Source organism: Pseudomonas saxonica (assembly GCF_007858365.1).
Taxonomy (GTDB): Bacteria; Pseudomonadota; Gammaproteobacteria; order Pseudomonadales; family Pseudomonadaceae; genus Aquipseudomonas; species Aquipseudomonas saxonica.
In genome coordinates, this window is the sequence record NZ_VFIO01000004.1 from 158,186 (window position 1) to 181,957 (window position 23,772).

At 57.2% G+C, this 23,772-nt stretch carries 22 protein-coding genes; 12 read left to right on the forward strand and 10 right to left on the reverse strand.

Annotated elements, in window-relative coordinates; genetic code table 11:
- Positions 1-34: 34 nt before the first annotated feature.
- Positions 35-811, reverse strand: a complete 777-nt coding sequence (locus FJD38_RS13065; protein WP_146385672.1) for a gamma-glutamyl-gamma-aminobutyrate hydrolase family protein — start codon at positions 809-811, stop codon at positions 35-37.
- A 278-nt stretch (positions 812-1,089) separates the two neighbouring features.
- On the opposite strand from FJD38_RS13065, the gene FJD38_RS13070 reads away from it, so the two are divergent.
- The 3 genes from FJD38_RS13070 (at position 1,090) to FJD38_RS13080 (ending at position 4,066) form a co-directional block, all read left to right on the forward strand.
- On the forward strand, positions 1,090-2,466 hold the full coding sequence (locus tag FJD38_RS13070; RefSeq protein WP_122786181.1) for a glutamine synthetase family protein: 1,377 nt from the start codon (positions 1,090-1,092) through the stop codon (positions 2,464-2,466).
- A 161-nt stretch (positions 2,467-2,627) separates the two neighbouring features.
- Entirely contained in the window at positions 2,628-3,371 is a 744-nt protein-coding gene (locus FJD38_RS13075; RefSeq protein WP_146385674.1) for a carbonic anhydrase family protein, read from the forward strand.
- A gap of 47 nt (positions 3,372-3,418) precedes the next feature.
- The gene (locus FJD38_RS13080) at positions 3,419-4,066 is read left to right on the forward strand and encodes a TetR/AcrR family transcriptional regulator (RefSeq protein WP_146385676.1); all 648 of its coding nucleotides are present in this window, start codon (positions 3,419-3,421) and stop codon (positions 4,064-4,066) included.
- 116 nt (positions 4,067-4,182) lie between these two features.
- Here the strand turns inward: FJD38_RS13080 and tauD are convergent, their stop codons facing one another.
- Genes tauD through tauA form a run of 4 tightly spaced genes read right to left on the reverse strand, consistent with a single transcriptional unit; the run spans position 4,183 to position 7,706 of the window.
- Positions 4,183-5,016: a taurine dioxygenase gene (gene tauD / locus FJD38_RS13085; RefSeq protein ID WP_122786178.1), complete on the reverse strand. Its 834-nt coding sequence runs from the start codon at positions 5,014-5,016 to the stop codon at positions 4,183-4,185.
- 55 nt (positions 5,017-5,071) lie between these two features.
- The gene (gene tauC, locus FJD38_RS13090; RefSeq protein WP_122786177.1) at positions 5,072-5,908 is read right to left on the reverse strand and encodes a taurine ABC transporter permease TauC; all 837 of its coding nucleotides are present in this window, start codon (positions 5,906-5,908) and stop codon (positions 5,072-5,074) included.
- Complete coding sequence (gene tauB / locus FJD38_RS13095; protein ID WP_122786176.1) at positions 5,905-6,699, reverse strand: taurine ABC transporter ATP-binding subunit; 795 nt, start codon at positions 6,697-6,699, stop codon at positions 5,905-5,907. The genes tauC and tauB overlap by 4 nt, the downstream gene beginning before the upstream one ends.
- A 29-nt stretch (positions 6,700-6,728) precedes the next feature.
- A complete protein-coding gene (gene tauA, locus FJD38_RS13100; RefSeq protein ID WP_122786175.1) occupies positions 6,729-7,706 on the reverse strand; it encodes a taurine ABC transporter substrate-binding protein in 978 nt (325 codons plus the stop codon).
- Positions 7,707-8,194: 488 nt separating this feature from the next.
- Here tauA and FJD38_RS13105 point away from each other — a divergent pair, with 488 nt between their 5' ends.
- The 9 genes from FJD38_RS13105 (at position 8,195) to FJD38_RS13145 (ending at position 17,881) form a co-directional block, all read left to right on the forward strand.
- A complete protein-coding gene (locus tag FJD38_RS13105; RefSeq protein ID WP_122786174.1) occupies positions 8,195-9,547 on the forward strand; it encodes an OprD family porin in 1,353 nt (450 codons plus the stop codon).
- 295 nt (positions 9,548-9,842) lie between these two features.
- Positions 9,843-10,481 carry a peroxiredoxin gene (locus FJD38_RS13110; RefSeq protein ID WP_146385678.1) on the forward strand — a complete coding sequence of 213 codons (639 nt, stop codon included), beginning with the start codon at positions 9,843-9,845 and terminating at the stop codon, positions 10,479-10,481.
- A 284-nt stretch (positions 10,482-10,765) separates the two neighbouring features.
- Positions 10,766-12,868, forward strand: coding sequence for a TonB-dependent siderophore receptor (locus tag FJD38_RS13115; protein ID WP_240890935.1), 2,103 nt, complete (start codon positions 10,766-10,768; stop codon positions 12,866-12,868).
- A gap of 325 nt (positions 12,869-13,193) precedes the next feature.
- Complete coding sequence (gene ssuE, locus FJD38_RS13120; RefSeq protein WP_122786171.1) at positions 13,194-13,787, forward strand: NADPH-dependent FMN reductase; 594 nt, start codon at positions 13,194-13,196, stop codon at positions 13,785-13,787.
- A gap of 79 nt (positions 13,788-13,866) precedes the next feature.
- A complete protein-coding gene (locus FJD38_RS13125) occupies positions 13,867-14,832 on the forward strand; it encodes a sulfonate ABC transporter substrate-binding protein (protein ID WP_146385680.1) in 966 nt (321 codons plus the stop codon).
- A gap of 32 nt (positions 14,833-14,864) precedes the next feature.
- Entirely contained in the window at positions 14,865-16,013 is a 1,149-nt protein-coding gene (gene ssuD, locus FJD38_RS13130) for an FMNH2-dependent alkanesulfonate monooxygenase (RefSeq protein WP_122786169.1), read from the forward strand.
- A gap of 7 nt (positions 16,014-16,020) precedes the next feature.
- Positions 16,021-16,827 carry an aliphatic sulfonate ABC transporter permease SsuC gene (ssuC, locus tag FJD38_RS13135; RefSeq protein WP_146385682.1) on the forward strand — a complete coding sequence of 269 codons (807 nt, stop codon included), beginning with the start codon at positions 16,021-16,023 and terminating at the stop codon, positions 16,825-16,827.
- Positions 16,824-17,630, forward strand: coding sequence for an aliphatic sulfonates ABC transporter ATP-binding protein (gene ssuB / locus FJD38_RS13140; RefSeq protein WP_146385684.1), 807 nt, complete (start codon positions 16,824-16,826; stop codon positions 17,628-17,630). The genes ssuC and ssuB overlap by 4 nt, the downstream gene beginning before the upstream one ends.
- A 35-nt stretch (positions 17,631-17,665) precedes the next feature.
- Positions 17,666-17,881 (forward strand): TOBE domain-containing protein, encoded by a 216-nt coding sequence (locus FJD38_RS13145; RefSeq protein ID WP_003444581.1) that lies wholly within the window; start codon positions 17,666-17,668, stop codon positions 17,879-17,881.
- Between the two features lie 72 nt (positions 17,882-17,953).
- On the opposite strand, the gene FJD38_RS13150 is transcribed toward FJD38_RS13145, so the two are convergent.
- From FJD38_RS13150 to exbD, 5 genes are all read right to left on the reverse strand, one after another.
- Positions 17,954-19,363, reverse strand: a complete 1,410-nt coding sequence (locus tag FJD38_RS13150; protein WP_146385686.1) for an aminoacyl-tRNA deacylase and HDOD domain-containing protein — start codon at positions 19,361-19,363, stop codon at positions 17,954-17,956.
- A gap of 70 nt (positions 19,364-19,433) precedes the next feature.
- The gene (gene recG, locus FJD38_RS13155) at positions 19,434-21,509 is read right to left on the reverse strand and encodes an ATP-dependent DNA helicase RecG (protein WP_146385688.1); all 2,076 of its coding nucleotides are present in this window, start codon (positions 21,507-21,509) and stop codon (positions 19,434-19,436) included.
- Positions 21,510-21,520: 11 nt separating this feature from the next.
- Entirely contained in the window at positions 21,521-22,441 is a 921-nt protein-coding gene (locus FJD38_RS13160; RefSeq protein ID WP_122786164.1) for a hydrogen peroxide-inducible genes activator, read from the reverse strand.
- A 158-nt stretch (positions 22,442-22,599) separates the two neighbouring features.
- Entirely contained in the window at positions 22,600-23,346 is a 747-nt protein-coding gene (locus FJD38_RS13165) for a TonB family protein (protein WP_122786163.1), read from the reverse strand.
- A complete protein-coding gene (gene exbD / locus FJD38_RS13170) occupies positions 23,343-23,768 on the reverse strand; it encodes a TonB system transport protein ExbD (protein ID WP_122786162.1) in 426 nt (141 codons plus the stop codon). Before exbD ends, FJD38_RS13165 begins: the two co-directional genes overlap by 4 nt.
- Positions 23,769-23,772: the final 4 nt, after the last annotated feature.

The following is a 23,772-nucleotide window of genomic DNA, read 5'->3' on the forward strand; positions in this document are numbered from 1 at the left end:
ATGCCTCTGGGCTGAGTGTCCTGACTTGAATAAGTCAGGGGTTTACTGACGCATCGGCGTCGCGTTGTGTTGCGCGCCGCCTGCAGGCATCTCCAAATGCCTGGAAGATGGCGAGATAAAACGGGTTAGAGCTTACCTGCCATTCGGGGTGCCACTGAACCGCTAAAGCAAAAGCCTTGCCGCCTTCGACCGAAACAGCCTCTACCAGACCGTCCGGGGCGGTGGCTTCAACCCGCAAACCGGGGGCCAATTGATCAATACCCTGGGTGTGGATCGAGTTGACCTCCAAAGCCGTCGGCAAGCCTAGACCAGCCAAAACGCCGCCGGGTTGAATATGCACCGCATGACTGGGACCGTACTGCACATCAAGGGGTGCGTCGGCGTCTTCTCGGTGCTCGATAAATCCTGCGACTTCATGCAGTTTCTGGTGAAGTGAGCCACCCAGCGCTACATTCAACTCTTGAAAGCCGCGGCAAATGCCGAGCACAGGAACACCGGCGGCCAAGGCGGCGCGGATCAAGGGCAGAGTGGTGCGGTCACGGTCAGGGTCATGCAAGGTGCCAGGCGCGCTGGCGGGGCCGTGATACAAATGGGGCTCGATATTGGACGGTGAACCGGTAAAAAGCAGGCCGTCCAGACCGTTAAGAATATCGGCCGGATCTATCAGTTCCGCTAACGAGGGAACAATCAGAGGCAAGCCTTTGGCTGCCACTGCAACAGCTCGCACGTACTTGTCACCCGTGACGTGATAAGGATGCAAACCGATCTGCTTGGTGCAGGCGGTGACGCCGATCAACGGCAGGCGTGGCATGTAGCACCCCGGTATTATTGCTGTTGTGGGTTTGAATCGAGCTTAGCCTTGTTCATTTTTTTCCACAACACCCCCGTAAAAAATACTACACGGCCCGCTCAAGCCTGGGGCAGGCAAGCTTTATTTAAGTGCAAAGCCGCCCTGAAAAGCGTCAAAAATGGCCCTTAGGCGCTTTTTTAGGGCAGAAAATCAGCTGCTTGACTTCGGTAGGGCGTTCGGGTTGACTGAAACCCGTAGCGTTCAATGATTGATATTTTTAACAACAAAGGTGTTGCATCATGTCGGTACCCCCGCGTGCCGTTCAGCTTAATGAAGCGAACGCGTTCCTTAAGGATCATCCTGAGGTTCTGTACGTAGACCTTCTAATTGCGGATATGAATGGTGTGGTGCGCGGTAAGCGCATCGAACGCACCAGCCTCCACAAGGTTTACGAGAAAGGCATCAACCTGCCTGCCTCTTTATTTGCGCTGGATATCAATGGCTCGACCGTAGAAAGCACCGGTCTGGGTCTGGATATCGGTGACGCTGACCGAATCTGTTATCCAATTCCTGACACCCTGTGCAACGAACCTTGGCAAAAACGCCCTACCGCGCAATTGCTGATGACGATGCACGAACTAGAAGGTGAACCGTTCTTCGCCGATCCGCGCGAAGTGCTCCGTCAGGTTGTTACTAAATTTGACGAGATGGGCCTGACCATCTGCGCTGCTTTTGAGCTGGAGTTCTACCTGATCGACCAGGAGAACGTTAACGGCCGTCCGCAGCCACCTCGTTCGCCGATCTCCGGCAAGCGCCCACATTCGACTCAGGTTTACTTGATCGACGACCTCGACGAATACGTCGACTGCCTCCAGGACATTCTGGAAGGTGCGAAAGAGCAAGGCATCCCGGCAGACGCCATCGTCAAGGAAAGTGCCCCGGCGCAGTTCGAAGTGAACCTGCACCACGTGGCCGATCCGATCAAGGCGTGCGACTACGCGGTACTGCTCAAACGTCTGATTAAAAACATCGCCTACGACCATGAGATGGACACCACCTTCATGGCCAAGCCTTATCCGGGCCAGGCGGGGAACGGGCTACACGTTCATATTTCGATTCTGGATAAAGAAGGCAAAAATATTTTTGCCAGCGAGGATCCCGAGCAGAACGCCGCATTGCGTCATGCGATCGGCGGTGTGCTCGAGACCCTACCGGCGCAAATGGCGTTCCTGTGCCCTAACGTCAACTCTTACCGTCGTTTCGGCGCACAGTTTTACGTGCCGAACTCGCCGTGCTGGGGGCTGGATAACCGCACTGTCGCTATTCGCGTACCGACCGGCTCGGCCGACTCGGTGCGTATCGAACACCGGGTTGCCGGTGCCGATGCCAACCCGTATCTGTTGATGGCCTCTGTGCTTGCGGGCATTCACCACGGCCTGACCAACAAAATCGAGCCGGGTGCGCCCGTCGAAGGCAACAGCTACGAGCAGAACGAGCAAAGCCTGCCAAACAATTTGCGCGATGCACTGCGCGAACTGGATGACAGTGAAGTCATGGCCAAATATATCGATCCGAAATACATCGATATCTTTGTGGCCTGCAAAGAGAGTGAGCTGGAAGAGTTTGAACACTCCATCTCCGACCTCGAATACAACTGGTACTTGCATACCGTTTAAGCGATTGCAGTGCTGAGAAAACGCCGCCGGTTAACACCTGCGGCGTTTTTTTCTGCCTAATCGTTAGTCAATTTCTTAATCAATTAAGGAAAAGCCCTACATAAACAAAGACCAAAAGCTTCCAAGATTCGCGTTGTATTTATCTTGCGACGACTCCCCTAATGAAGTTTCACTTAGTGCATGTGATGGTTTTTTTATTGGGGCTGAGCCTCTGTACAAAGGCTTATTCAAATGACCGAACATGGAGCAATGCTGCAGCCACCGGGGCTGAGCGCTGGGCTGAGTTGGACCCTGCTTTCGCGTTATGCCGCTCAGGCAAACTTCATTCACCGATCAATATCGATACAGCCGCCCCCACAGAGCAGTCAAAACTAAACCTCAATTACTTGTCGAGCCCTTCAACCCTCCTGCACAACGGGCATAACCTGAACATCTCACCCTATTCAAAGGGCTGGATCAGCGTTGGGCCAGATATTTTCGACTTCAAAAGTGTGTACTTTCATACGCCCAGTGAAGTGCAGATAAACAGTCAACGGTTTCCTCTAGCCGTGTACCTGGAGCACCGCAGCCAGGCGGGCAAACCAATGATGGTGGCCATCCTGTTTGAGATTGGCGCCAAAAATAGTGTGCTGGAAAAATTTTTGTCCTCAATCCCTGCTCAAAGGGGCGACGTCCTGACCCTGGGCAGTTTTGATGCGACGCAGTTGTACCCTGCACTGCGCGATTACCATGACTTCATTGGGTCAATGACCACCCAACCTTGCAGCGAGGGCATGCGCCTGCTGGTCATGACGACCCCTGTGCAACTCTCCGAGGCTCAACTTAGTACCTTGCAGCTGGCGTTCCCCAAGAGCACCCGGCCTGACCAGCCCTCCAATAACCGCACCCTACAGGTCGGTGGCTAACATCAAACCCGGCTCGTACAATGCCTGCTGCCCCGCAGGAGACAGCCATGACGCGCCCCGCCCTTCCACGCCCTCGCAAGCCTCGCGCAGGTAGCCAGAGTCGAATCGACACAATTCTTGATGCTGCCCGTGCACTGCTCGCCGCAGAAGGTGTGAGCAGCCTGTCGATTTACAGCGTGGCCGAACGTGCAGCAATGGCGCCCTCATCGGTCTATCACTTCTTTGCCGGCGTACCGGCCTTGCTCCAGGCATTGACGGGGGACGTGCACGCGGCGTTCCGCGCGTGCCTGCAAGCGCCGATTGCGCATGAGTCACTTAAGAGTTGGCGCGATCTGTCACAGATCGTTGAGCAACGCATGTTAAAGATTTACAGCGACGATGCAGCGGCCCGGCAGTTGATTTTGGCCCAGCACGGGTTGACCGAAGTGACACGGGCGGATCGTCAGCACGACCTTGAATTGGGCCAGTTAATGCAGGGGTTGTTTACGCGCCACTTTGAATTGCCAGTGTTGCCACACGACGTTGATGTGTTTGCGCTGGCCATGGAGTTGGGCGACCGGGTGTATGCGCGGTCTATACAGATTCACGGCGTTATCACCGAGCGCATGGCTGAAGAAGGCTCGCGGGTAGTGGATGCATATTTAGGGTTGTACTTGCCGCCGTTTTTGCCAAAACGCCAAAGCCCCTCACCCTAACCCTCTCCCAGAGGGAGAGGGGACTAAAAGCAAAAAGCAGAAGCAAAGCAGATCAAGCTCCCTCTCCCTCAGGGAGAGGGTTGGGGTGAGGGAAAAGGGTTTACACGGACGCCAAATCAAAACGGCGCATCACCCAAAATAGTGGCGCGGTGCATCACACGGCGGTTCGGCCGGTAATCATCTACCGCGTAATGCTGGGTCACACGGTTGTCCCAAAATGCGACGTCGTTTTCCTGCCAGCGCCAACGAATGGTGTACTCGGGACGGGTGGCGTGGGCGAACAATAACTTCAGAATGGCTTCGCTTTCCGCCTCTGACAGTTCATTGATTTTGGTGGTGAAACCTTCGTTGACGAACAACGACTTTCGCCCACTCACCGGATGCGTACGAATCACCGGATGCGACAGCGGCGGGTTGTTTTTGCGGGTTTGCTCCCAACGCGCCAAATCTTCTGGCGTCGAACCAAAACGTTCCAGCGGGAAGGACTTGGTGAAATCGTGGGTCGCCGTCAAGCCATCCAGCAATACTTGCAAGGGCTTGGACAACCCCTCAAACGCCGCGATACCGCTGGCCCATAACGTATCGCCACCAAAGGCTGGCAATTGCTTGGCACTCAGCACCGCGCCCATCGCTGGCGTCGGCAAGAAGGTCACATCGGTGTGCCACACCGCATTGTCACGCACGTCAGTGACCGCCGTATCCAGCACCAGAACCTCGGGCTGCTCAGGCACATTGGGGTAAATCGGGTGAATATGCAGATCTCCAAAGTTAGCGGCAAAACGCGCCTGCTGCTGTGGAGTGATCGATTGGTTCTTGAAGAAAATAACCTGATGCTCAAGCAACGCCTGCTCAATGGCAGTGCGCTGTTGATCATTCAAGGGCTGAGTCAGGTCAACGCCGTCAATTTGGGCGCCAAGGGCAGAGCTAAGCGGGGTGATGGTCAGGCTCATGGTGATCTCTTCATCAGCGCGCTGATTGATCAGCGTCGAATGTTACTAAAAAGGGTTAGTGAGCCTGGCCGTGCCACGGCACCAGCTTGCGTTGCAGGGCGCGCAGACCCATTTCCATGGCAAAAGCGATGACAGCAATAACCAGGATGCCCAACACCACCACGTCGGTGACCAGAAATTGCGCCGCCGATTGCACCATGAAGCCCAGGCCGCTAGTGGCGGCGATCAGTTCAGCGGCCACCAACGTCGACCAGCCCACTCCGAGACCAATGCGCACACCGGTCAAAATGTCCGGCAGGGCGCTAGGCAAGATCACGTAGCGAATCAACTGCCAGCGGCTTGCACCTAACGACTGGGCAGCGCGGACTTTGGCCGGGTCTACCGTGCGCACGCCGGTGGCGGTGGCAATGGCGATCGGGGCGAAAATGGCCAGATAGATCAGCAACACTTTCGACAGCTCGCCAATGCCGCACCAAATCACGATCAGCGGCAGGTAAGCCAACGGCGGAATAGGGCGGTAAAACTCGATCAGCGGATCGAAAATGCCTCGCGCAATACGGTTGTGACCAATGGCTATACCGACCGGCACGGCCGTTAAAATCGCAAACCCCAGACCCAGACCGATACGGGTTAAGCTCGCGCCCAAGTGCTGCCACAAGGTGGCGTCCATGTAACCGGTGGTGGCCAGTAACCAGCCTTTTTCCAGCACGGCTGAGGGAGGTGGCAAAAACAGTGGTTCAATTAAACCCGCGGCCGTGACGGCCCACCACGTGGCGATCAATGTCAGAAGGGTCAACACGCTGATCCAGCGCGTGCTCAGGCTTCGTTTGGCCGGGCGCGGCGCATGGGCAGCGACAATCGGGGCGGACGGGGCCGCTTCATAGGTACTCATGCGCGCTCCTGCCGCTGAGCGGCACCGCGTTGTGAAAACACGCGCTCCAGCACGTGCTCACGGGTTTCGATAAAACGAGGGTCGGACTTGATAGAGCGCGCCGACTCGCCTGCGTTGTAACGCTGACCGAAGTCCAGCGTCAGCCGCTCAACGATACGACCCGGATTCGGTGCCAACAGAATCAGGTCAGTCGCCAGAAACACGGCTTCTTCGATGTCGTGAGTAATCAAAAAGACCGGTTTGGCGGTGCGCTTGCACACTTGCAGCAACAGCTCTTGCATCTGTTCGCGGGTGAATGCATCGAGTGCGCCGAAGGGTTCGTCCATCAGCAACACGCGTGGATCAGCAGCCAAAGCGCGAGCCAGGCCGACACGTTGTTTTTGACCGCCGGACAACTCCCACACACGGCGCTGCTCGAAGCCCGACAAGTCCACCAGTGCCAACATTTCACGGGCGCGGATTTCGCGTTTGTTGCGCGGTACACCCGCCAGTTCAAGGCCGAAGGCTACGTTGGCCAGCACGTCCTGCCAAGGCAGCAGCACATCATCCTGAAACACCACGCCACGTTCAGCGCTCGGGCCTTTGACCGGGACGCCATCGAGCGTGATGCGCCCGGCGCTTGGCTCAACAAAGCCGGCAATCAAGTTAAGCAATGACGTTTTGCCGCTGCCCGAAGGGCCGAGTGCGACCAGCAGTTGCTGAGGGCCAAGGTTGACGGAAATATCCGCAAGCACTGGCTCCGCGGCGCCCGGGTACTGTGCGCTGATGCGCTCCAGTGATAACAAGGCCATGACGGTCGACTCCTGTGCGGCAACAATAATTAATTAACAAACGTGGCGTTAACCGCTGGCGCATAGTCCGGCAGTACGGCATCAACCTTTTTTTGCTCTTTCAGGAACGCGGCCGTGTCGGCCAGGGCTTTACTGGTTGGTGCGCCCAGCAATACCGCCTGATCGGCAGCCAGTGGGTACACGTTGCCCTGCAGCAGCAACGGAATGTCAGCCGCTTTAGCGCCCGAGAGTTTCACCACTTTGTCGATGTTGCTCTGATTGGCCAGCCAGCCTTTCGGATCTTTGTTGTAGTCGGCGTAAGCATCCAGAGTCACTTTGGCAAAAGCCTTGACCACCTCAGGGTGCTGCTTGGCGAAGTCCTTGCGCACAATCCAGGCGTCAAAGGTCGGTGCGCCCAGCTTGCCCAGTTCGCCTGACGTGATCAGCACTTTGCCGTTTTCCTTGGCGGTGCCCAGCGCGGGGTCCCACACATAGGTCGCATCGATATCACCGCGCTTCCAGGCCGCCACAATGGCTGGCGGGGCGAGGTTTAAAATGGTGACTTTGGAAGGGTCGATGTTCCAGTGCTTCAGCGCCGCCAGCAGGCTGTAGTGCCCGGTAGAAACAAACGGCACCGCGACCTTCTTGCCGACCAGATCCTGCGGACTGTTGATGCCCGAACCGTCACGCGCAACCAGCGCTTCAGAGCCGCCAAGCTGGGTGGCAATCAAAAAAGTCTCAACCGGTACGTTGCGAGTGATCGCGGCGGTCAACGGGCTAGAACCCAGGTAAGCGATTTGCACATCACCGGAGGCAATGGCCGCAATAATGTCGGCGCCGTTATCAAACTTGCGCCACTTGATGTTGGCACCCGTGGCCTTTTCGTAAGCGCCGTCCGCTTGAGCCACTTTGGCCGGGTCGGCTGAAGTCTGGTAAGCCACGGTGACCTCTGGAGCGGCCTGTACGAAGAAGCTGGCACCTGCCAGGGATAAAGCAGCCAAAAGGCGTAGGGGAGAACGCAATTTCATGATGTAGCTCCTCGGCAGGCGACCGGAAATCGGCAGAACGCGAGGTTAAATGATCTAAGAATGAGTAAATAAATAACTTTTAAGCATTAGCTTATGAGGTTCTGAATCCTTCTCTAACGCGCGCGTACGCGAGCAGTTAAGAGTCGACCTGAGCCGGGGATTCTCTAAGCAGTAAACGATCTTAAAAATTTAATAAAAAAATGTTTAAGCCTTAGACCAAAGGCCTATAGCATCCGCGCGAGGCCAAGTAGGAAATATCCTGCATATTCCTAATTATTATGAACAATCCATAAATAATTCTTTTTGGCTTTATAAAATTGGCTTTACCCTGCGTGAACACGGGCACCGACTAGACCATAGTCGTAGACATGATTGGTTACGATTGACTTGCCAGTCACCGTCTGGCGCTAATCGCGCATCTGAAGCACTCGGACGTCAGATCTGGGGCTAAAGAACTACAAAAATTAGAAAGACAAAGGAGCAACACCATGAACAAGTCCACCTTGGCCATCGCTGTGGCCGTAGGTTTGTTGGCACAACAAGCGAGTGCTGCTGGCTTCATCGAAGACAGCAAAGCAACGCTTAAACTGCGTAACTTCTATATCAACAACGATAACCGCGATTCGGGCACTGCCAAGAACGCCAACTACCAGGAAGAATGGGGCCAAGGCTTCCAGCTGGACTTCACCTCCGGCTTTACTCAAGGCACCGTGGGTTTTGGTGTTGATGCCATTGGCTTGCTGGGCGTGCGTCTGGATTCGGGCAAAGGCCGTCACGGCAACCCGACCAGCAGCAACTACGGCGGTACGGTCTTCCCGACTGACAGCGATGGCCGTGCGGTGAGTGACTACTCTAGCTTGGGCCTGACCGCCAAAGCCAAAATCTCTCAAACTGAATTGCGCTACGGCACCCTGATGCCGAAACTGCCGGTTGTCTCGTACAACGACGGCCGTTTGCTGCCGCAGACATTCGAGGGTGGGCAGATCACCTCCAATGAGTTCAAGGACCTGACCTTGATCGGCGGTCAGATCGAACACGCCAAGGGCCGTAACTCCAGCAACAACGAAGAGCTGTCGATTGCCGGCGCCAACAATGCCCGTACCGGTGAGTTCAGCAACAAGTTCCTGTATGGCGGTGCCGACTACAAGCTGAATAAAGACCTGCTGTTGCAGTACTACTACGGCAACCTGAAAGACTTCTACAAACAGCACTTCCTGGGGCTGACTCACAACTGGGCAATCGGCCCGGGCGTGCTGAAATCTGACCTGCGTTACTTCCACAGCACTGACGACGGCAAGAATGGCAGCGATCCTGCTTACTATTCGTCGGGTGATTACCGTGGCCAGGCAAGCGGCAAGGGCAAGGTCGACAACAACCTGCTCAGCGGCCTGTTCTTGTACTCGGTAGAAGGCCATACCTTCGGTGCCGGTTATCAAGTCAGCAACGGCAGCAGCGACTTCCCTTGGCTGAACCAGGGCGACGGCTCGTCGGCTTACATCATCACCGACATGCAAATCTCGAAGTTCGCCCGCGCTGGCGAGCGTACCTGGCAGGCACGTTACTCCTATGACTTTGCCAAACTGGGCGCACCAGGCCTGACCGCGGGTCTTGTTTACCTGCGTGGCGATAATATCGACACTGTAGGTGGCGCGGGTCAGCTCACAGGCTCTGGCCGCTCCGAATGGGAACGCGACATTACCTTGGCCTACGTGGTGCAGGACGGTCCGTTGAAAAATCTCGGCGTGATGTGGAAAAACGCCATGTGGCGCAACGATATTCCGTCGACTCGCGATCAGGACGAGAACCGTCTGATCGTCAGCTACTCGATCCCGTTGCTGTAAGCCGGTTGTAGTTCAAGGCTAGAAAAATCCTGCCCGGCGCAATGCCGGGCAGGGTGTTTACCGAAGACCGAATCGATCAATTCGCAACACATTTTAAATGTCGCAGCTCCCTGCCGCTCCCCTTGCCTAAACCTGACTCAAGAGTGAACTGCGGACATTGGTGCGTCCAATGAAACACTTTTTAATATGCTATTTAGGTATAAATAAATCGATATATATTCTTTTTAAATAGCTTTGGATGCAGGCAGAGTAAGCCTGTCACGCCCTGCCAATGCCTATAAAAAGGAGTTGCACCATGAGCCTCAGACTCGGCGACATCGCCCCCGATTTCCAACAGGATTCCAGCGCGGGTCCGATTCAATTCCATGAGTGGCTGGGCGACAGCTGGGGCGTTCTGTTTTCGCACCCTGCAGACTTCACGCCGGTGTGCACCACTGAACTGGGCTTTACTGCAAAGCTTAAAGATGAATTTGCAAAACGCGGTGTAAAAGCCATCGCACTGTCGGTTGACCCCGTGGACTCACACCACGCATGGATCGATGACATCAACGAAACCCAGAATACCGTGGTCAACTTTCCGATCCTGGCCGATGCTGATCGCAAGGTTAGTGACCTCTACGACCTGATCCATCCCAATGCCAGCGACACCCTGACCGTACGCTCGCTGTTCGTGATTGACCCGAACAAAAAGATCCGTCTGACCATCACCTACCCGGCGAGCACTGGCCGCAACTTCAATGAAATTTTGCGGGTGATTGATTCATTGCAACTCACCGACAACTTCAAAGTTGCCACTCCGGCCAACTGGCAGGACGGTGACGACGTGGTGATCGTGCCGTCGCTCAAGGATGAAGACGAGATCATTAAGCGCTTCCCCAAGGGCTACCGCGCCGTGAAGCCGTACCTGCGTTTGACGCCGCAGCCGAACAAATAACCGATACCTGTGTAGCCGCTGCCGCAGGCTGCGTCGCCGCCTGAAGTCGCAAACCAGACCTGGCAGAAAAACACGAGGCTCAGGTTTTACGATCGCTGCGCAATCGGACGCAGCCTTCGGCAGCTGCTACGGGGCGGGACAACTTTCAAGTGCAACAGGGTTTAGGCCGTTTCGACGGCCTTTTTTTATGAACATTAAATGTTACAAAAAACCCGCCAAGCGCTATACGTAATAATCATTCTCAAATAGTATTCGGGCGCATCCGCATTCAGAGACTCGCCGCCTTGAAAACTTTCTTGCCCGTTTCAGCCCTGCTGACCGTTGTATGGGCCGTTGCACCTGCCGCTTTTGCCGACCCTCTGACGCTGCCCAAGACCGACGTGCAAGCCAGTTCCGAGAGTGACCTTTCTGCGTCCGGCTACCAGCAGCCGCTCGACAGCACCACCACGCGACTGGGCCTTACGCCCAAGGAAACGCCCCAAGGCGTCACGAGCCTGTCCCGCGAACAGTTGAATGATTTCAACCTCAACAGCGTCAAGGACGCGCTGCGCAGCGCGCCTTCGGTGACGGTCGAACAATATGAAACCGACCGCACCAACTTCACTTCGCGCGGGTTCGACATCAACAACTTCGAATACGATGGCATAGGCGCGCCCTTCAGCGCCGGGTTGCTGAGTGGCGACCTGGACATGGCCGAATATCAACAGGTCGACATTCTCCACGGCGCCAACGGCTTGATGAGCGGCACGGGCAACCCCTCCGCCACGGTCAACTTTATCCGCAAGCGACCCACCTACACCCCGCAAGCCCAGGTAAAAGTCTCTGCAGGATCGTGGGATACACGCCGTATTGACCTCGACGTGTCCGGGCCTTTGACCGACAGCGGCAATGTACGCGGGCGTTTTATCTACGCCAACGAAACGGGCAACTCTTACCTCGACCGCTACTCACGCGAGAAAAACGTGCTGAGCGGCATGTTGGCGTTTGATCTGTCCGACGCGGACACCCTCACCGTCGGTCTATCAGACAGCAAGAGCAACTCCAATGGCAGCAGTTGGGGCGGGCTACCCTTGACCGATTACCAGGGCAACCTGATCCACTACAGCCGACGCGGCTCCAACGTGGGGCAGAACTGGAGCTACTGGGACGTGCATACCCTGCGCGCGTTCGCTGAACTGACCCACGACTTCGGCAATGGCTGGAAGAGCAAGCTGAACGTCACCGCAGTCGATCAGCGCCAGTCGGCCAATATGTATTATCTGATGGCGAACGATGAGAGCCAGCCTTGGCTGGCTGACCCAAGCCACACCAACGCCGATGAAAAACAACTGCTGGGTGAAGCTCAACTCAGCGGCCCCTTCAGTCTGGGCGGTCGCGAGCATGAGTTGACGCTAGGCGTGGATTACGGACGTTCGCGTCATAAAGAGCGTGGCTACTACAACAGTGTTGACGAGTTTATGCCGGCTGATCTGGGCCAGACCCTTAGCGGTAACGTGCCCAAGCCCGATTTGTCGTACACCGACGACGACACAAAAATGGCCAACTTCACCGACCGCCAAAAAAGTGTCTATGCCGGGGCGCGCTTCAACCTGACGGACCAACTGCACTGGATTGCCGGGGCGCGCATGCTCAGTGTCGACAGCGATGGCACCGATTACGGCCCGCCCCGTGATGTGCGTATTCACGGCAAAGTCACGCCCTACACCGGGCTGGTCTACGACCTCAACGATCAGTACTCCGTCTACGCCAGCTACACCAAAATCTTCAACCCGCAGTACGTGATAGACGCGCAGAGCAAAGTGCTGGCGCCGCTGGAAGGCAAAAGCTACGAAGTCGGGGTTAAAGGCAGCTTGCTGGATGAGCAACTGGACGTCTCGGCGGCGGTATTCAAAACCGACCAACGCAATGTCGCCGAAGCCACAGGTGAAATGATCGGTACCCAGTCGGTCTACCAAAGCGAGAACTTCAAAAGCCGCGGCATTGAATTGGAAGCCAGCGGCCAGTTGGCGCCGGGATTACAGGTACAAGGCGGTTACAGCTATGTCCACATTGAAGACCCGGATGGCGAAAAAGCCCGTCAATACGTACCGACGCACACCGTGCGTACCAGTTTGACCTATCAATTACCGGACATGCCCAAAGCCAAAATTGGCACCCGTGTGGCCTGGCAGAGCGCGATTCAAGTGGACAGTGACAGCCGCATTCGCCAGAACGCTTACGCGCTGGTTGATGTGATGGCCAGCTACGACATCGACTCGCATTGGAGCACGGCGCTGAACCTGAACAACGTCAGCAATCGCAAATACCTGATGAGCCTGTACAGCGGCGGTTCGGGTTTCTATGGCCCGTCGCGCAACGTCACAGCGTCGCTGAGTTACAACTTCTGACCTCAGCCTTGTGGTCATGGGGGAACGCATTACTCGTAGCCGCTGACGAGTAATGCGAGGCTGCGTTCGGCGGCGCAGCCGTCGTGAAACCTTTCAATTTGGAATGTCAGATACATCACGTTCATAGACCTTGCGGCGATTGCATCGTCGCACGCAGCCACGCGTTGCTCGTCAGATACTTCGAGGCTCAGGGCTCTTATGCAATCGCGGAATAAACAAATGAATAAATATGATTTATAGATATATAAATCACCTGCTATGTTCTCCTCACAGAAGCGAAAACGCTGACAGCAATTTGCACTAATTCACTCAAGGAATTGCCTAGATGCTGGTTGTGACACTCGGAGGAAGCCCCAGCCAACGATCCCGCTCCGGGGTGTTGCTGGATCGCGCTAAAAGCTGGCTCAACCAGCAAGGCGTCGAAGTAGTGAGTTATCAAGTTCGTGACTTCCCGGCTGAAGATTTACTGCATGCCCGCTTTGACAGCCCCCACATCATCGACCTGTTGCAGCAGATCGAAAATGCAGATGGTTTGGTGATCGCCACACCGGTCTACAAAGCCTCATTTAGCGGCGCCCTCAAAACGGTTCTCGACTTGCTGCCCGAGCGCGCACTGAGTCACAAGGTCGTCTTACCCATCGCCACCGGCGGTAGCATTGCCCACATGCTGGCCGTGGATTACGCACTCAAACCCGTGCTGTCTGCGCTCAAAGCCCAGGAAATGCTGCACGGCATCTTTGCCGAAGACAGTCAGATTGCCTACGGCGAGGGCAGCGCCCAAGCCCAGTTGGTGCCGGTGCTGGAACAACGGCTGAACGAGTCCCTGGAGCACTTTTACAGCGCGCTGGCCCGCCGTCCAAAACCGCTGGACCCGAACATTCTCAACGAACGTCTGATCACGTCTCGCTGGAGCATCTGAACGAAACACCCTCACCTTACTGAACCGCTAACGGCTCGGCAGGTGCTACCCGAATCTCGAATAACAAAAGGAGAGCGCCATGCGCCCTGTCATTTTGCGTCGTGGTCTGGTCGCCCTGTTAGTGGCGGCAGTGTCCCTCGGCGTTACCCTGCAAGCTCAAGCTGACACCGTACGCATCGGTTATCAAAAATACGGCACGCTGTTGTTGCTCAAGACTAAAGGCACGCTGGAAAAGCGTCTGGCCGAGCAAGGCGTGGACGTGCAATGGACCGAGTTTCCCGGCGGCCCGCAACTGCTTGAAGGCTTGAACGTAGGGTCTATCGACTTCGGCGTAACCGGCGAAACGCCGCCTGTATTTGCTCAGGCAGCCGGAGCTGATTTGCTTTACGTCGCTTATGAACCACCGGCTCCGACCAGCGAAGCGATTCTGGTGCCCAAGGATTCACCGATCACCTCGGTGAAAGACCTTAAAGGCAAAAAAGTAGTGCTCAATAAAGGCTCCAACGTGCACTACCTGTTGGTACGCGCCCTTGAGGACGCCGGCCTTAAATACACCGATATCCAGACAGTATTCCTGCCGCCTGCCGATGCCCGCGCAGCGTTTGAGCGGGGCAGTGTCGATGCTTGGGTGATCTGGGACCCGTACCAGGCCGCCGCGGAACAACAACTGCAAGCACGCACCCTGCGTGATGCCAGCGGCATTGCCGACAACCATCAGTTTTACCTGGCCACCAAACCCTTCGCCGAGCAGCACCCCAAGGTTATCGAAACCCTGGTCGACGAAGTGCGCAATGTCGGTGATTGGGCCAAAGCCCACCCTGAAGACGTGACGAAGCAAGTGGCGCCGATTCTCGGCCTGTCGCCTGAAATCACCCTGACAGCGGTAAAACGCCAAGGCTACGGCGCGCAATTTCTGACCCCTGAAGTGATCAACGCGCAGCAGAAAATCGCAGACACCTTTCACCAGCTCAAATTGATTCCAAAGCCGCTGGTGATTAAAGACGTGATCTGGACCCCTCCGGCCGCTGTGGCCACCGCTAACTAACGCTTGCAGAACCCCATTTAGGAGACCACTCCATGAGCCTCAATATTTTTTGGTTCCTGCCAACCCACGGTGACGGCCATTACCTTGGCACCAGCGAGGGTGCCCGCGCCGTAGACCACGGCTATCTGCAACAAGTAGCGCAAGCCGCAGATCGCCTGGGTTTTGGCGGGGTGCTGATTCCCACCGGTCGTTCGTGTGAAGATTCGTGGCTGGTAGCCGCCTCGCTGATCCCTGTGACTCAGCGCCTGAAATTTCTGGTGGCTCTGCGTCCAGGCATCGTTTCACCGACCGTTGCGGCCCGTCAGGCGGCGACACTGGATCGTCTGTCAGGCGGCCGCGCGCTGTTCAATCTGGTGACCGGCGGAGATCCGGAAGAACTGGCCGGCGATGGCTTGTTCCTCAGCCACGAAGAACGCTATCAAGCTTCGGTTGAGTTCACCCGTATCTGGCGCCGCGTGCTTGAAGGCGAAACCGTGGATTACGACGGTCAGCACATCAAGGTCAAAGGCGCCAAGTTGCTCTACCCACCGGTTCAGCAACCGCGCCCACCTCTGTACTTCGGCGGCTCGTCCGAAGCTGCGCAAGACCTGGCCGCCGAGCAAGTAGAAATGGTTCTGACCTGGGGCGAGCCACCTGCTGCCGTAGCCGAGAAGATCGAGCAAGTACGGGCCAAGGCCGCCAAACTGGGCCGCACCGTACGCTTCGGTATTCGCCTGCACGTGATCGTGCGTGAAACCAACGATGAAGCCTGGAAAGCCGCCGACAAGCTTATTTCGCATGTGGACGACGAGACTATCGCTCGCGCGCAGGCTTCACTGTCTCGCTTTGATTCAGTCGGTCAGCAGCGCATGGCCGCTCTGCACGGTGGCAGCCGCGACAACCTCGAAGTCAGCCCAAACCTGTGGGCAGGCGTGGGTCTGGTACGTGGCGGTGCCGGTACGGCGCTGGTTGGCGACGGCCCTACCGTGGCCGCGCGGGTCAAGGAATATGCGGATCTGGGCATCGACACGTTTATTTTCTCGGGCTATCCGCACCTGGAGGAATCCTACCGCGTGGCTGAACTGCTGTTCCCGCACCTTGATATCGAGCGCCCGGAGCTGCCGAAAAGTGCGGGTTACGTGAGCCCGTTCGGCGAAATGGTCGCCAACGATATTCTCCCCAAAGCTGCGTCGCAGAGCTGAGGCGGTCATGAGTACGGCGAAGGCGATCAGCCTTAATTCTATTGCTCACAAAGCAGCTCCCTGGGTATTGCCCGTGTTGCTGCTGGCGGTGTGGCAGTTGTCTGTGTCTGCGGGCTGGTTATCGACGCGCATCTTGCCGGCGCCCAGCGCCGTGTTTGCGGCAGGCGTCGAGCTGGTGCGCAGTGGCGAAATCTGGAAACACCTGGCCATCAGCGGCTGGCGAGCGGGTTTGGGCTTTGTAATCGGTGGCAGTATCGGTCTGGCCCTGGGCTTTATCACCGGCTTGTCGAAATGGGGCGAGCGCCTGCTCGACAGCTCGGTGCAAATGATCCGAAACGTTCCCCATTTGGCGCTGATTCCGCTGGTGATTCTGTGGTTTGGCATTGACGAGTCGGCGAAGATTTTTCTGGTGGCGCTGGGGACGTTGTTCCCCATCTACCTAAACACCTATCACGGCATTCGCAACGTCGACCCGGCACTGGTGGAAATGGCTCGCAGCTACGGGTTATCGGGTTTCAGCCTGTTCTGGCAAGTGATTCTGCCCGGAGCGCTGCCTTCGATTCTGGTTGGCGTGCGCTTTGCGTTGGGCTTCATGTGGTTAACGCTGATCGTGGCCGAAACTATTTCTGCCAGCTCAGGTATTGGCTATCTGGCGATGAACGCCCGGGAATTTTTGCAAACCGACGTCGTCGTGCTGGCAATTGTTTTGTATGCGGTGCTCGGCAAGTTGGCCGACAGCGCGGCCCGAGGTCTGGAACGCGTGTGGTTGCGCTGGCACCCGGCGTATCAAGTGGTTAAAGGCGGTGCAGCATGACAGCTCAACAACCTCCACACCTGCGCCAAGGTATCCCGCTGGTGGTGCAAGACCTGAAGAAGTCCTTTGGCGATCGTCAGGTCTTGAAAGGCATCGACCTGCACATCCCGGCGGGCCAGTTTGTCGCCATCGTCGGGCGCAGCGGTTGCGGTAAAAGCACCCTGATGCGTCTGCTGGCTGGCCTCGATCAACCTTCAGGCGGTGAGCTGCTGGCCGGCAAGGCGCCGTTGCAAGACGCTCGCGAAGACACGCGACTGATGTTTCAGGAAGCACGCTTGCTGCCCTGGAAGAAAGTCATCGACAACGTGGGCCTCGGACTCAAGGGCGAATGGCGGCCAAAAGCCCTCAAAGCGCTGGAAGAAGTAGGCCTGGCCGAGCGGGCGAATGAGTGGCCGGCAGCGTTATCGGGCGGGCAAAAACAGCGGGTGGCGTTGGCACGTGCCCTGATTCACCAACCCCGATTATTGCTGCTGGATGAACCGCTGGGTGCACTTGATGCGCTGACCCGAATTGAAATGCAGCACCTGATCGAACGCCTGTGGCGCCAGCATGGTTTCACCGTATTACTGGTGACCCACGACGTCAGTGAAGCGGTGGCCATTGCCGACCGCGTCATTTTGATCGAAGACGGCGAAGTGGGGCTGGACCTCACGGTTGAACTTCCGCGCCCCAGGGTGCGGGGCTCACATCGATTGGCCGCGCTGGAAACCGAAGTGCTGAACCGAGTACTCGCATTGCCTGGCTCGCCCCCTGAGCCAGAACCCGTTGCGCCGTTGCCCACGCAATTGCGCTGGGCGCAATAACCTCACTTTTCTATCCCAAGACAGGAATCGACACCATGACCATCAAAGCCATTAACGTTCGTAACCAGTTCAAAGGCCACATCAAGGAAATCGTGCTGGGCGACGTGTTATCAGAAATCGACGTACAAACAGCGTCCGGCATCGTCACCTCGGTGATTACCACCCGCTCGGTCAAAGAGCTGGAACTGGTGGTCGGCAGCGAAGTGATTGCTTTCGTCAAATCCACTGAAGTATCGATCGCCAAGCTCTAAACCGTGGCTTATCCCCAACCCCGAAAGGCGCGAGCCCTTCGGGGTTTTGAGGGCTCAGGGCCAGCGTTCAGTTCATGCCCGACTAAATAGCGCGGCCATTTCACGGAGCAGCACCTCGGCCTCAAGGACTTTATTGACCACCGCTTCACCCTCAGCGCGCGAAACGCCCAACCGGTCGAACAGGGCATCAGGCAAGGGCGCGCACGAGCCATGACCCATCCCCCGACTGCGCAGCAGCCCCAATGCAACACACACCAGATTAGGGTAGGGCGCATCATGACCCAGATAACCCGGGTCGTGCTGAAAGCGCACGGCAACGACCAATTCCTCCGGCATTCCCCAAAAGCGCATTAACCAGGCCCCCATCTGCTCGCGGCTGATGCCCAACAAGTGCTGCTCTATTTCGCTATGACTGGCGTGCGGATTGACCTCAAGGTGCCGGCAAATCAGTGAGAAGTGCGGCGGGAATACATGGGCCAGCAGCAAATAGCCAAAATTGTGCAGTAACCCCGCCAGGTAGGTCATGCCGACTTCCGGGCGTTGCTCCCGAGGCATGGCACGGGTCAGCCCTTCAATGACTGCGGCCGTGTAAATGGATTGCTGCCAGTAAGGCATGCTGGATTGCGGGTGATCTTTGGGTAAGCCCAAGCTCTTGTCCAACGACAAGCTCAACGCGAGGTTGACGACGACATCGACTCCCAACACACGAGAAATAGCGTCTTCCACCGAACGAATCTTGCTCTTCGGGGCGTAGTACGAAGATGACGCCCAGCTTAGAAGTTGCGCAGCTAAAGCCGGATCGGTTTCGACAACGCTCGTCACTTCGTCAATGGAGATGTCTGGATTGGCACGAAGCTGTATAAGCTTGCGGACGCTTTCCGCCAAAGGCGGTAACTCAATGGTGGCTTCAAGCCGCTGCTGAATGCGCCGCGTGGTGAACGCTTTAACCGCTCGGGTGATGGCTTCGCCATCGTCTACCGCCTGCTGAAGGCTGAGCCGGATAGCACTCAGCGGCTCCCCAAAACGGCCGACACTGGCTTTACTGAGCAAGCGCTTGAAGTCTTCAACTGTGATCTCCAGCAACAAGCCGGTTTCACCGCTGCTGATAAACAGCTGCGGTTGATGCAGGAGATGCTCTTCGTACAAGCAGGTGGAACCGGTCACTGTCGGCAGGCCCGGCAAGATGCGCAGTTGGTGCTTGGCGAGCAGCTCTGCAAGCCGGTCAGCTGCCACGGCCGTCATGTCTCGTCCAATCAAATCGGCGAGTCGATTGAGGTCGAGCAATTGGCTTTGGGCGAACATCACCATAAGCTCGCCGACCGAATCATGGAGCAATACCGTTTGCACCTTGCACGCCGGGTCAAGCCCAGGGTGGTCAATGACTTCCCGGTACGGGATGGACAACTCTGCTAACACCCGCTGTAGAGCGGGCGGCGTGCTCAAAGGGGTTGGCACGTCAGCGACGTCAGCTGTGGTTTGCATGGGGTCTTCTTAACTCAAAATGGTACAGCCATCACTGAATCGGCAGCGGGCTCATTTACTGAATGCTCATTTAAACTTGCCCGTATTGCTGACCATGGCGCAGCCAGCGGTCGAGCAGGGGACTGACATGGCTTGGCCAGCGTTCGAGCAAGGCCAGCGCCGCTTCGCGCACGGCCGGCAGCAGGTCGGCGTCACGCATCAAATCAGCCACTTTGAACTGCAACAGCCCGGTTTGCCGAGTGCCGAGCATCTCTCCGGGGCCGCGCAACTCCAGGTCTTTTTCTGCGATGACAAAACCATCATTGGTCTCGCGCATGATGCCCAAGCGTTGGCGCCCCACTTGCGACAGCGGCGGATGGTAGAGCAGCACACAGTGACTGGCTGCGCTGCCCCGGCCTACGCGCCCGCGTAATTGGTGCAATTGAGACAAGCCCAGGCGCTCGGGGTTTTCAATGATCATCAAACTGGCATTGGGAACGTCCACACCCACTTCAATCACCGTCGTGGCGACCAGCAATTGCAGTTCACCGGCCTTGAAGCGGGCCATGACCTCGGCTTTCTCGGCGGCCTTCATGCGTCCGTGGATCAAGCCCACACGCAGTTCGCCCAGCGCGCTGGTAAGGTCTTCAAACGTGGTTTCGGCGGCCTGGCAGGTCATCTCTTCGGATTCTTCGATCAGCGTGCACACCCAATAGGCCTGCCGCCCTTCAGCGCAGGCAGCACGCACCCGCTCAATCACTTCGACGCGCCGTGTGTCGACCACCAGCACGGTATTGACCGGCGTTCGTCCGGGCGGCAACTCATCGAGAATCGAAGTGTCCAGATCGGCGTAAGCACTCATGGCCAGCGTGCGAGGAATCGGCGTTGCAGTCATGATCAACTGGTGCGGGCACATCACCCCGCCCACACCTTTATTGCGCAGGGCCAGACGCTGCTGGACACCAAATCGGTGCTGCTCATCGATGATGACCAGTGCAAGGTTTTTGAACTGAACCTGATCTTGAAACAGCGCGTGGGTACCCACCACCATCGGTGCGCCGTTGGCGATTTGCTCCATGGCCGCCGTGCGCGCTTTGCCTTTGAGCTTGCCAGCCAGCCAGGCGACTTCGATGCCCAGCGGTTCCAGCCAGCGTTTAAAGCTGATGAAATGCTGCTCGGCGAGAATCTCGGTAGGGGCCATCAAGGCCACCTGATAACCCGCCTCCAAGGCTTGCAACGCTGCAAGCGCCGCCACCACCGTTTTACCGGCGCCGACGTCGCCCTGGATCAGGCGCAACATGGGTTCAGGCTGACAGAGATCGTAGGCGATTTCGTTGCCCACGCGAACTTGAGCCCCCGTGGGCGCAAAGCCTAGATTGGCGAGGAACTGAGCGGGCAGCTTTTTTGCCTTGGGCAGTACCGGCGCCTGCTGGGAACGCAGGCTCTCGCGCAGTCGTTGCTGAGAGAGCTGATGGGTCAGCAGTTCTTCAAACGCCAAACGGTGTTGCGCCCAGTGATGACCCAGTGCCAGCTCTTCCACATCGGCATCTGCCGGGGGCTGATGCAAATAGCGAATGGCTTCGTCCAGCGGGGCCAGTTGGTAGTCTTTAGCCAGTTCGGACGGCAGCCAATCGGGCAGGCTGCGAGGGCCCAGCATGGCCAGACTTTGCTGGCTGAGCTGACGCAGACGCTGCTGAGTCAGACCTTCGGTGGTCGGGTAAATGGGCGTTAGTGTGGTATCGACTGGCGGTGGCTCGTCACCGGTGATCGCGCGGTATTCAGGGTGATAGATTTCCAGACCTGAAGCACCCGGCCGTGCTTCGCCATAACAACGCACCTCAGTGCCACGTTTTAAACTTTCTTTTTGCGCGTTACTGAAGTGATAGAAACGCAGGCTCAAGCCGCCCGTGCCGTCATTAATGCGCACCAGCAAGCTGCGACGCTTGCCCATGACCACATCAGTGCCGATGACACGCCCCTCGACCACTGCATCCTGCCCCGGGCGCAAAGCGCCAATCGGCACGACGCGGGTGCGATCCTGATAGCGCAGGGGTAAATGAAACAATACGTCCTGCACGGTTTCGAGACCGACCTTGGCCAGCTTCTCGGCCATAGCCTCGCCCACGCCCTTGAGCGCGGTGACTGACACGTTCGACAACTCGGACATCGCCGCCGCTCTTAGGTCGCGGCAGGTGGCTTGGCCACCGAGCACAGACGGATGGAGTCAGCGAGGATTTCAATCGCCTTGGGCCGCGGAAAGCTGGCGCGCCAGGCAATCGCCACCGTGCGAAACGGCACCGGCGGGGTCAGCGGACGCACGGCCAGCACGCCGGGAGCATAGTGGTGACTGTCGACAGCCGACAACGGCAGGATGGAAATACCCAGCCCTGAAGCCACCATATGGCGGATGGTTTCCAGCGAGCTGGACTCGACGGTGGTATGGCTGGCGCCGTCCTTGCCTTTGGGCAGGGTCGGGCAGGCTTCAAGTACCTGATCGCGGAAACAGTGCCCTTCACCCAGCAACAGCAAGCTCTTGTCATTCAACAGGCTGGCGTCAATGGTGTCGCGCTTGGTCCAAGGGTGTTCACTGGGCATCAGCACGTAGAACGGCTCATCGTATAGCGGCAGGGTCAGCACATCGGCTTCCTGGAACGGCAGGGCGATGATGATCGCGTCCAGTTCACCATTGCGCAGTTTGTCGCGCAGCACATGGGTGAAGTTTTCTTCGATATACAACGGCATCTGCGGGGCTACCCGGTGCAGTTGCGGAATCAGGTGCGGGAACAGATACGGGCCAACGGTGTAAATGGCGCCAACCTTGAGCGGAGCCGTCAGCTGGTTTTTGCCCGCTTGGGCAATCTCGCGAATGCCTTGGGCCTGTTCCAGTACTTTTTGCGCCTGGGCGACGATACCTTCGCCGACCGGCGTGAGGCGCACAGCACTTTTGCTGCGCTCAAAAATCAGCACACCGAGTTCGTCTTCCAGTTTTTTCACGCCCACCGACAGCGTCGGTTGGCTGACATGGCAGCGTTCGGCAGCGTGGCCGAAGTGTTGCTCTTGGGCGAGCGTCACGATGTAACGTAATTCTGTAAGCGTCATAGCGGGCGTCCCTGTGGTTGCGGGCCAAGAATAGCGGCTGCAATCGATAGACGCACGTTATCAGACATTGTCCTTACAGCTAAAGCGGCTAATGGCTGTAAGGCGTTTTATCTGTAGGCCAAAAGCATAAAGGGCACCCTAAGGTGCCCTTTATTCGGTTAACGCCGACGTTTATCGATGGAATAAACGAACGGAGCCACGATTTCGATGGTGCCGTTGGTCAGCATCTCAGGCGGCGGCTTGGGCAATGGCTGTGCCCGTCGGATCATTTCCAGGGTGGCCCGGTCCAGATCTGCGTTACCAGAACGTCCTACCAACTCGTAAGACAGCACCTTGCCTTCGGCGTCTACCACGAAGCGCAGACGGTTCAGACCTTCCTTGCCTCGCGACTGCGCGGCAGCCGGGTACTTTTTGTACTTGCCCAAATGCGCCAGCAACGTACCTTCCCAACTGGCTTTGGCGGCCAATTGTTGAGCCGACGGGCCAGGGGCCGGTGCGGCAGACTTCTCAGTCGGTGCTTTGGTCGGTGTCGCGTCGCTCGGTTTCTCTTCTGAAGGCTTTTCTTTAACCGGTTCGGTTTTTTCCACAGGTTTTGGCGGCTGAGGCTTCTGCTTGGGTTTAACCGGTTTGGGAACAGCAATCTTCGGCTTGGGCGCTTCCGCCAGCTTGGGGATCGGCAACTCTTCCACGGGGGCCGGCGGTTGTGGTGGGGTCACCACTTTCGGCGGCGCAGGCGGCGGCGGTGCTGGCAACGGTGCCAGATCAACCATCATCGCTTGCGGTGGGAGTTCGACAGTCCGCGGGGTGGACCATTGCAGGGCAAGAATCACTGCCACTGCATGGATCGCCAACACCGCGGCCAAGCTGATTGCGTAACGCGTCATCTTTTGGCGCGCTATGGTCATTTCTTGGCTGCCGTCTCAAGTCCGACCAGACCTACCTTCAAATAACCCGCTGCGCGCAATGCATCCATCACGCTCATCAAGTCACCGTAGTCCACACCCTTATCGGCCTGGAAGAAGATGGTCGTGTCTTTGTTGTTGTGCGTCCTGGCATCGAGGGTGGGGCCCAGCGCTTCAACCGTCACCGGGTCTTCACCCAGATACAGACGCTGGTCAGCCTTGACGCTCAGGAACACGGGCTTCTCGGGACGCGGCGCCGGCTTGGCCGTCGACGCAGGCAGATCAACCTTGATATCCACGGTGGCCAACGGTGCGGCCACCATGAAGATGATCAGCAGTACCAGCATCACGTCAATAAAAGGGGTGACGTTGATTTCATGGTTCTCGGCGAGATCGTCATCGCCTTCTTTTAAATGCAGGCCCATGGTC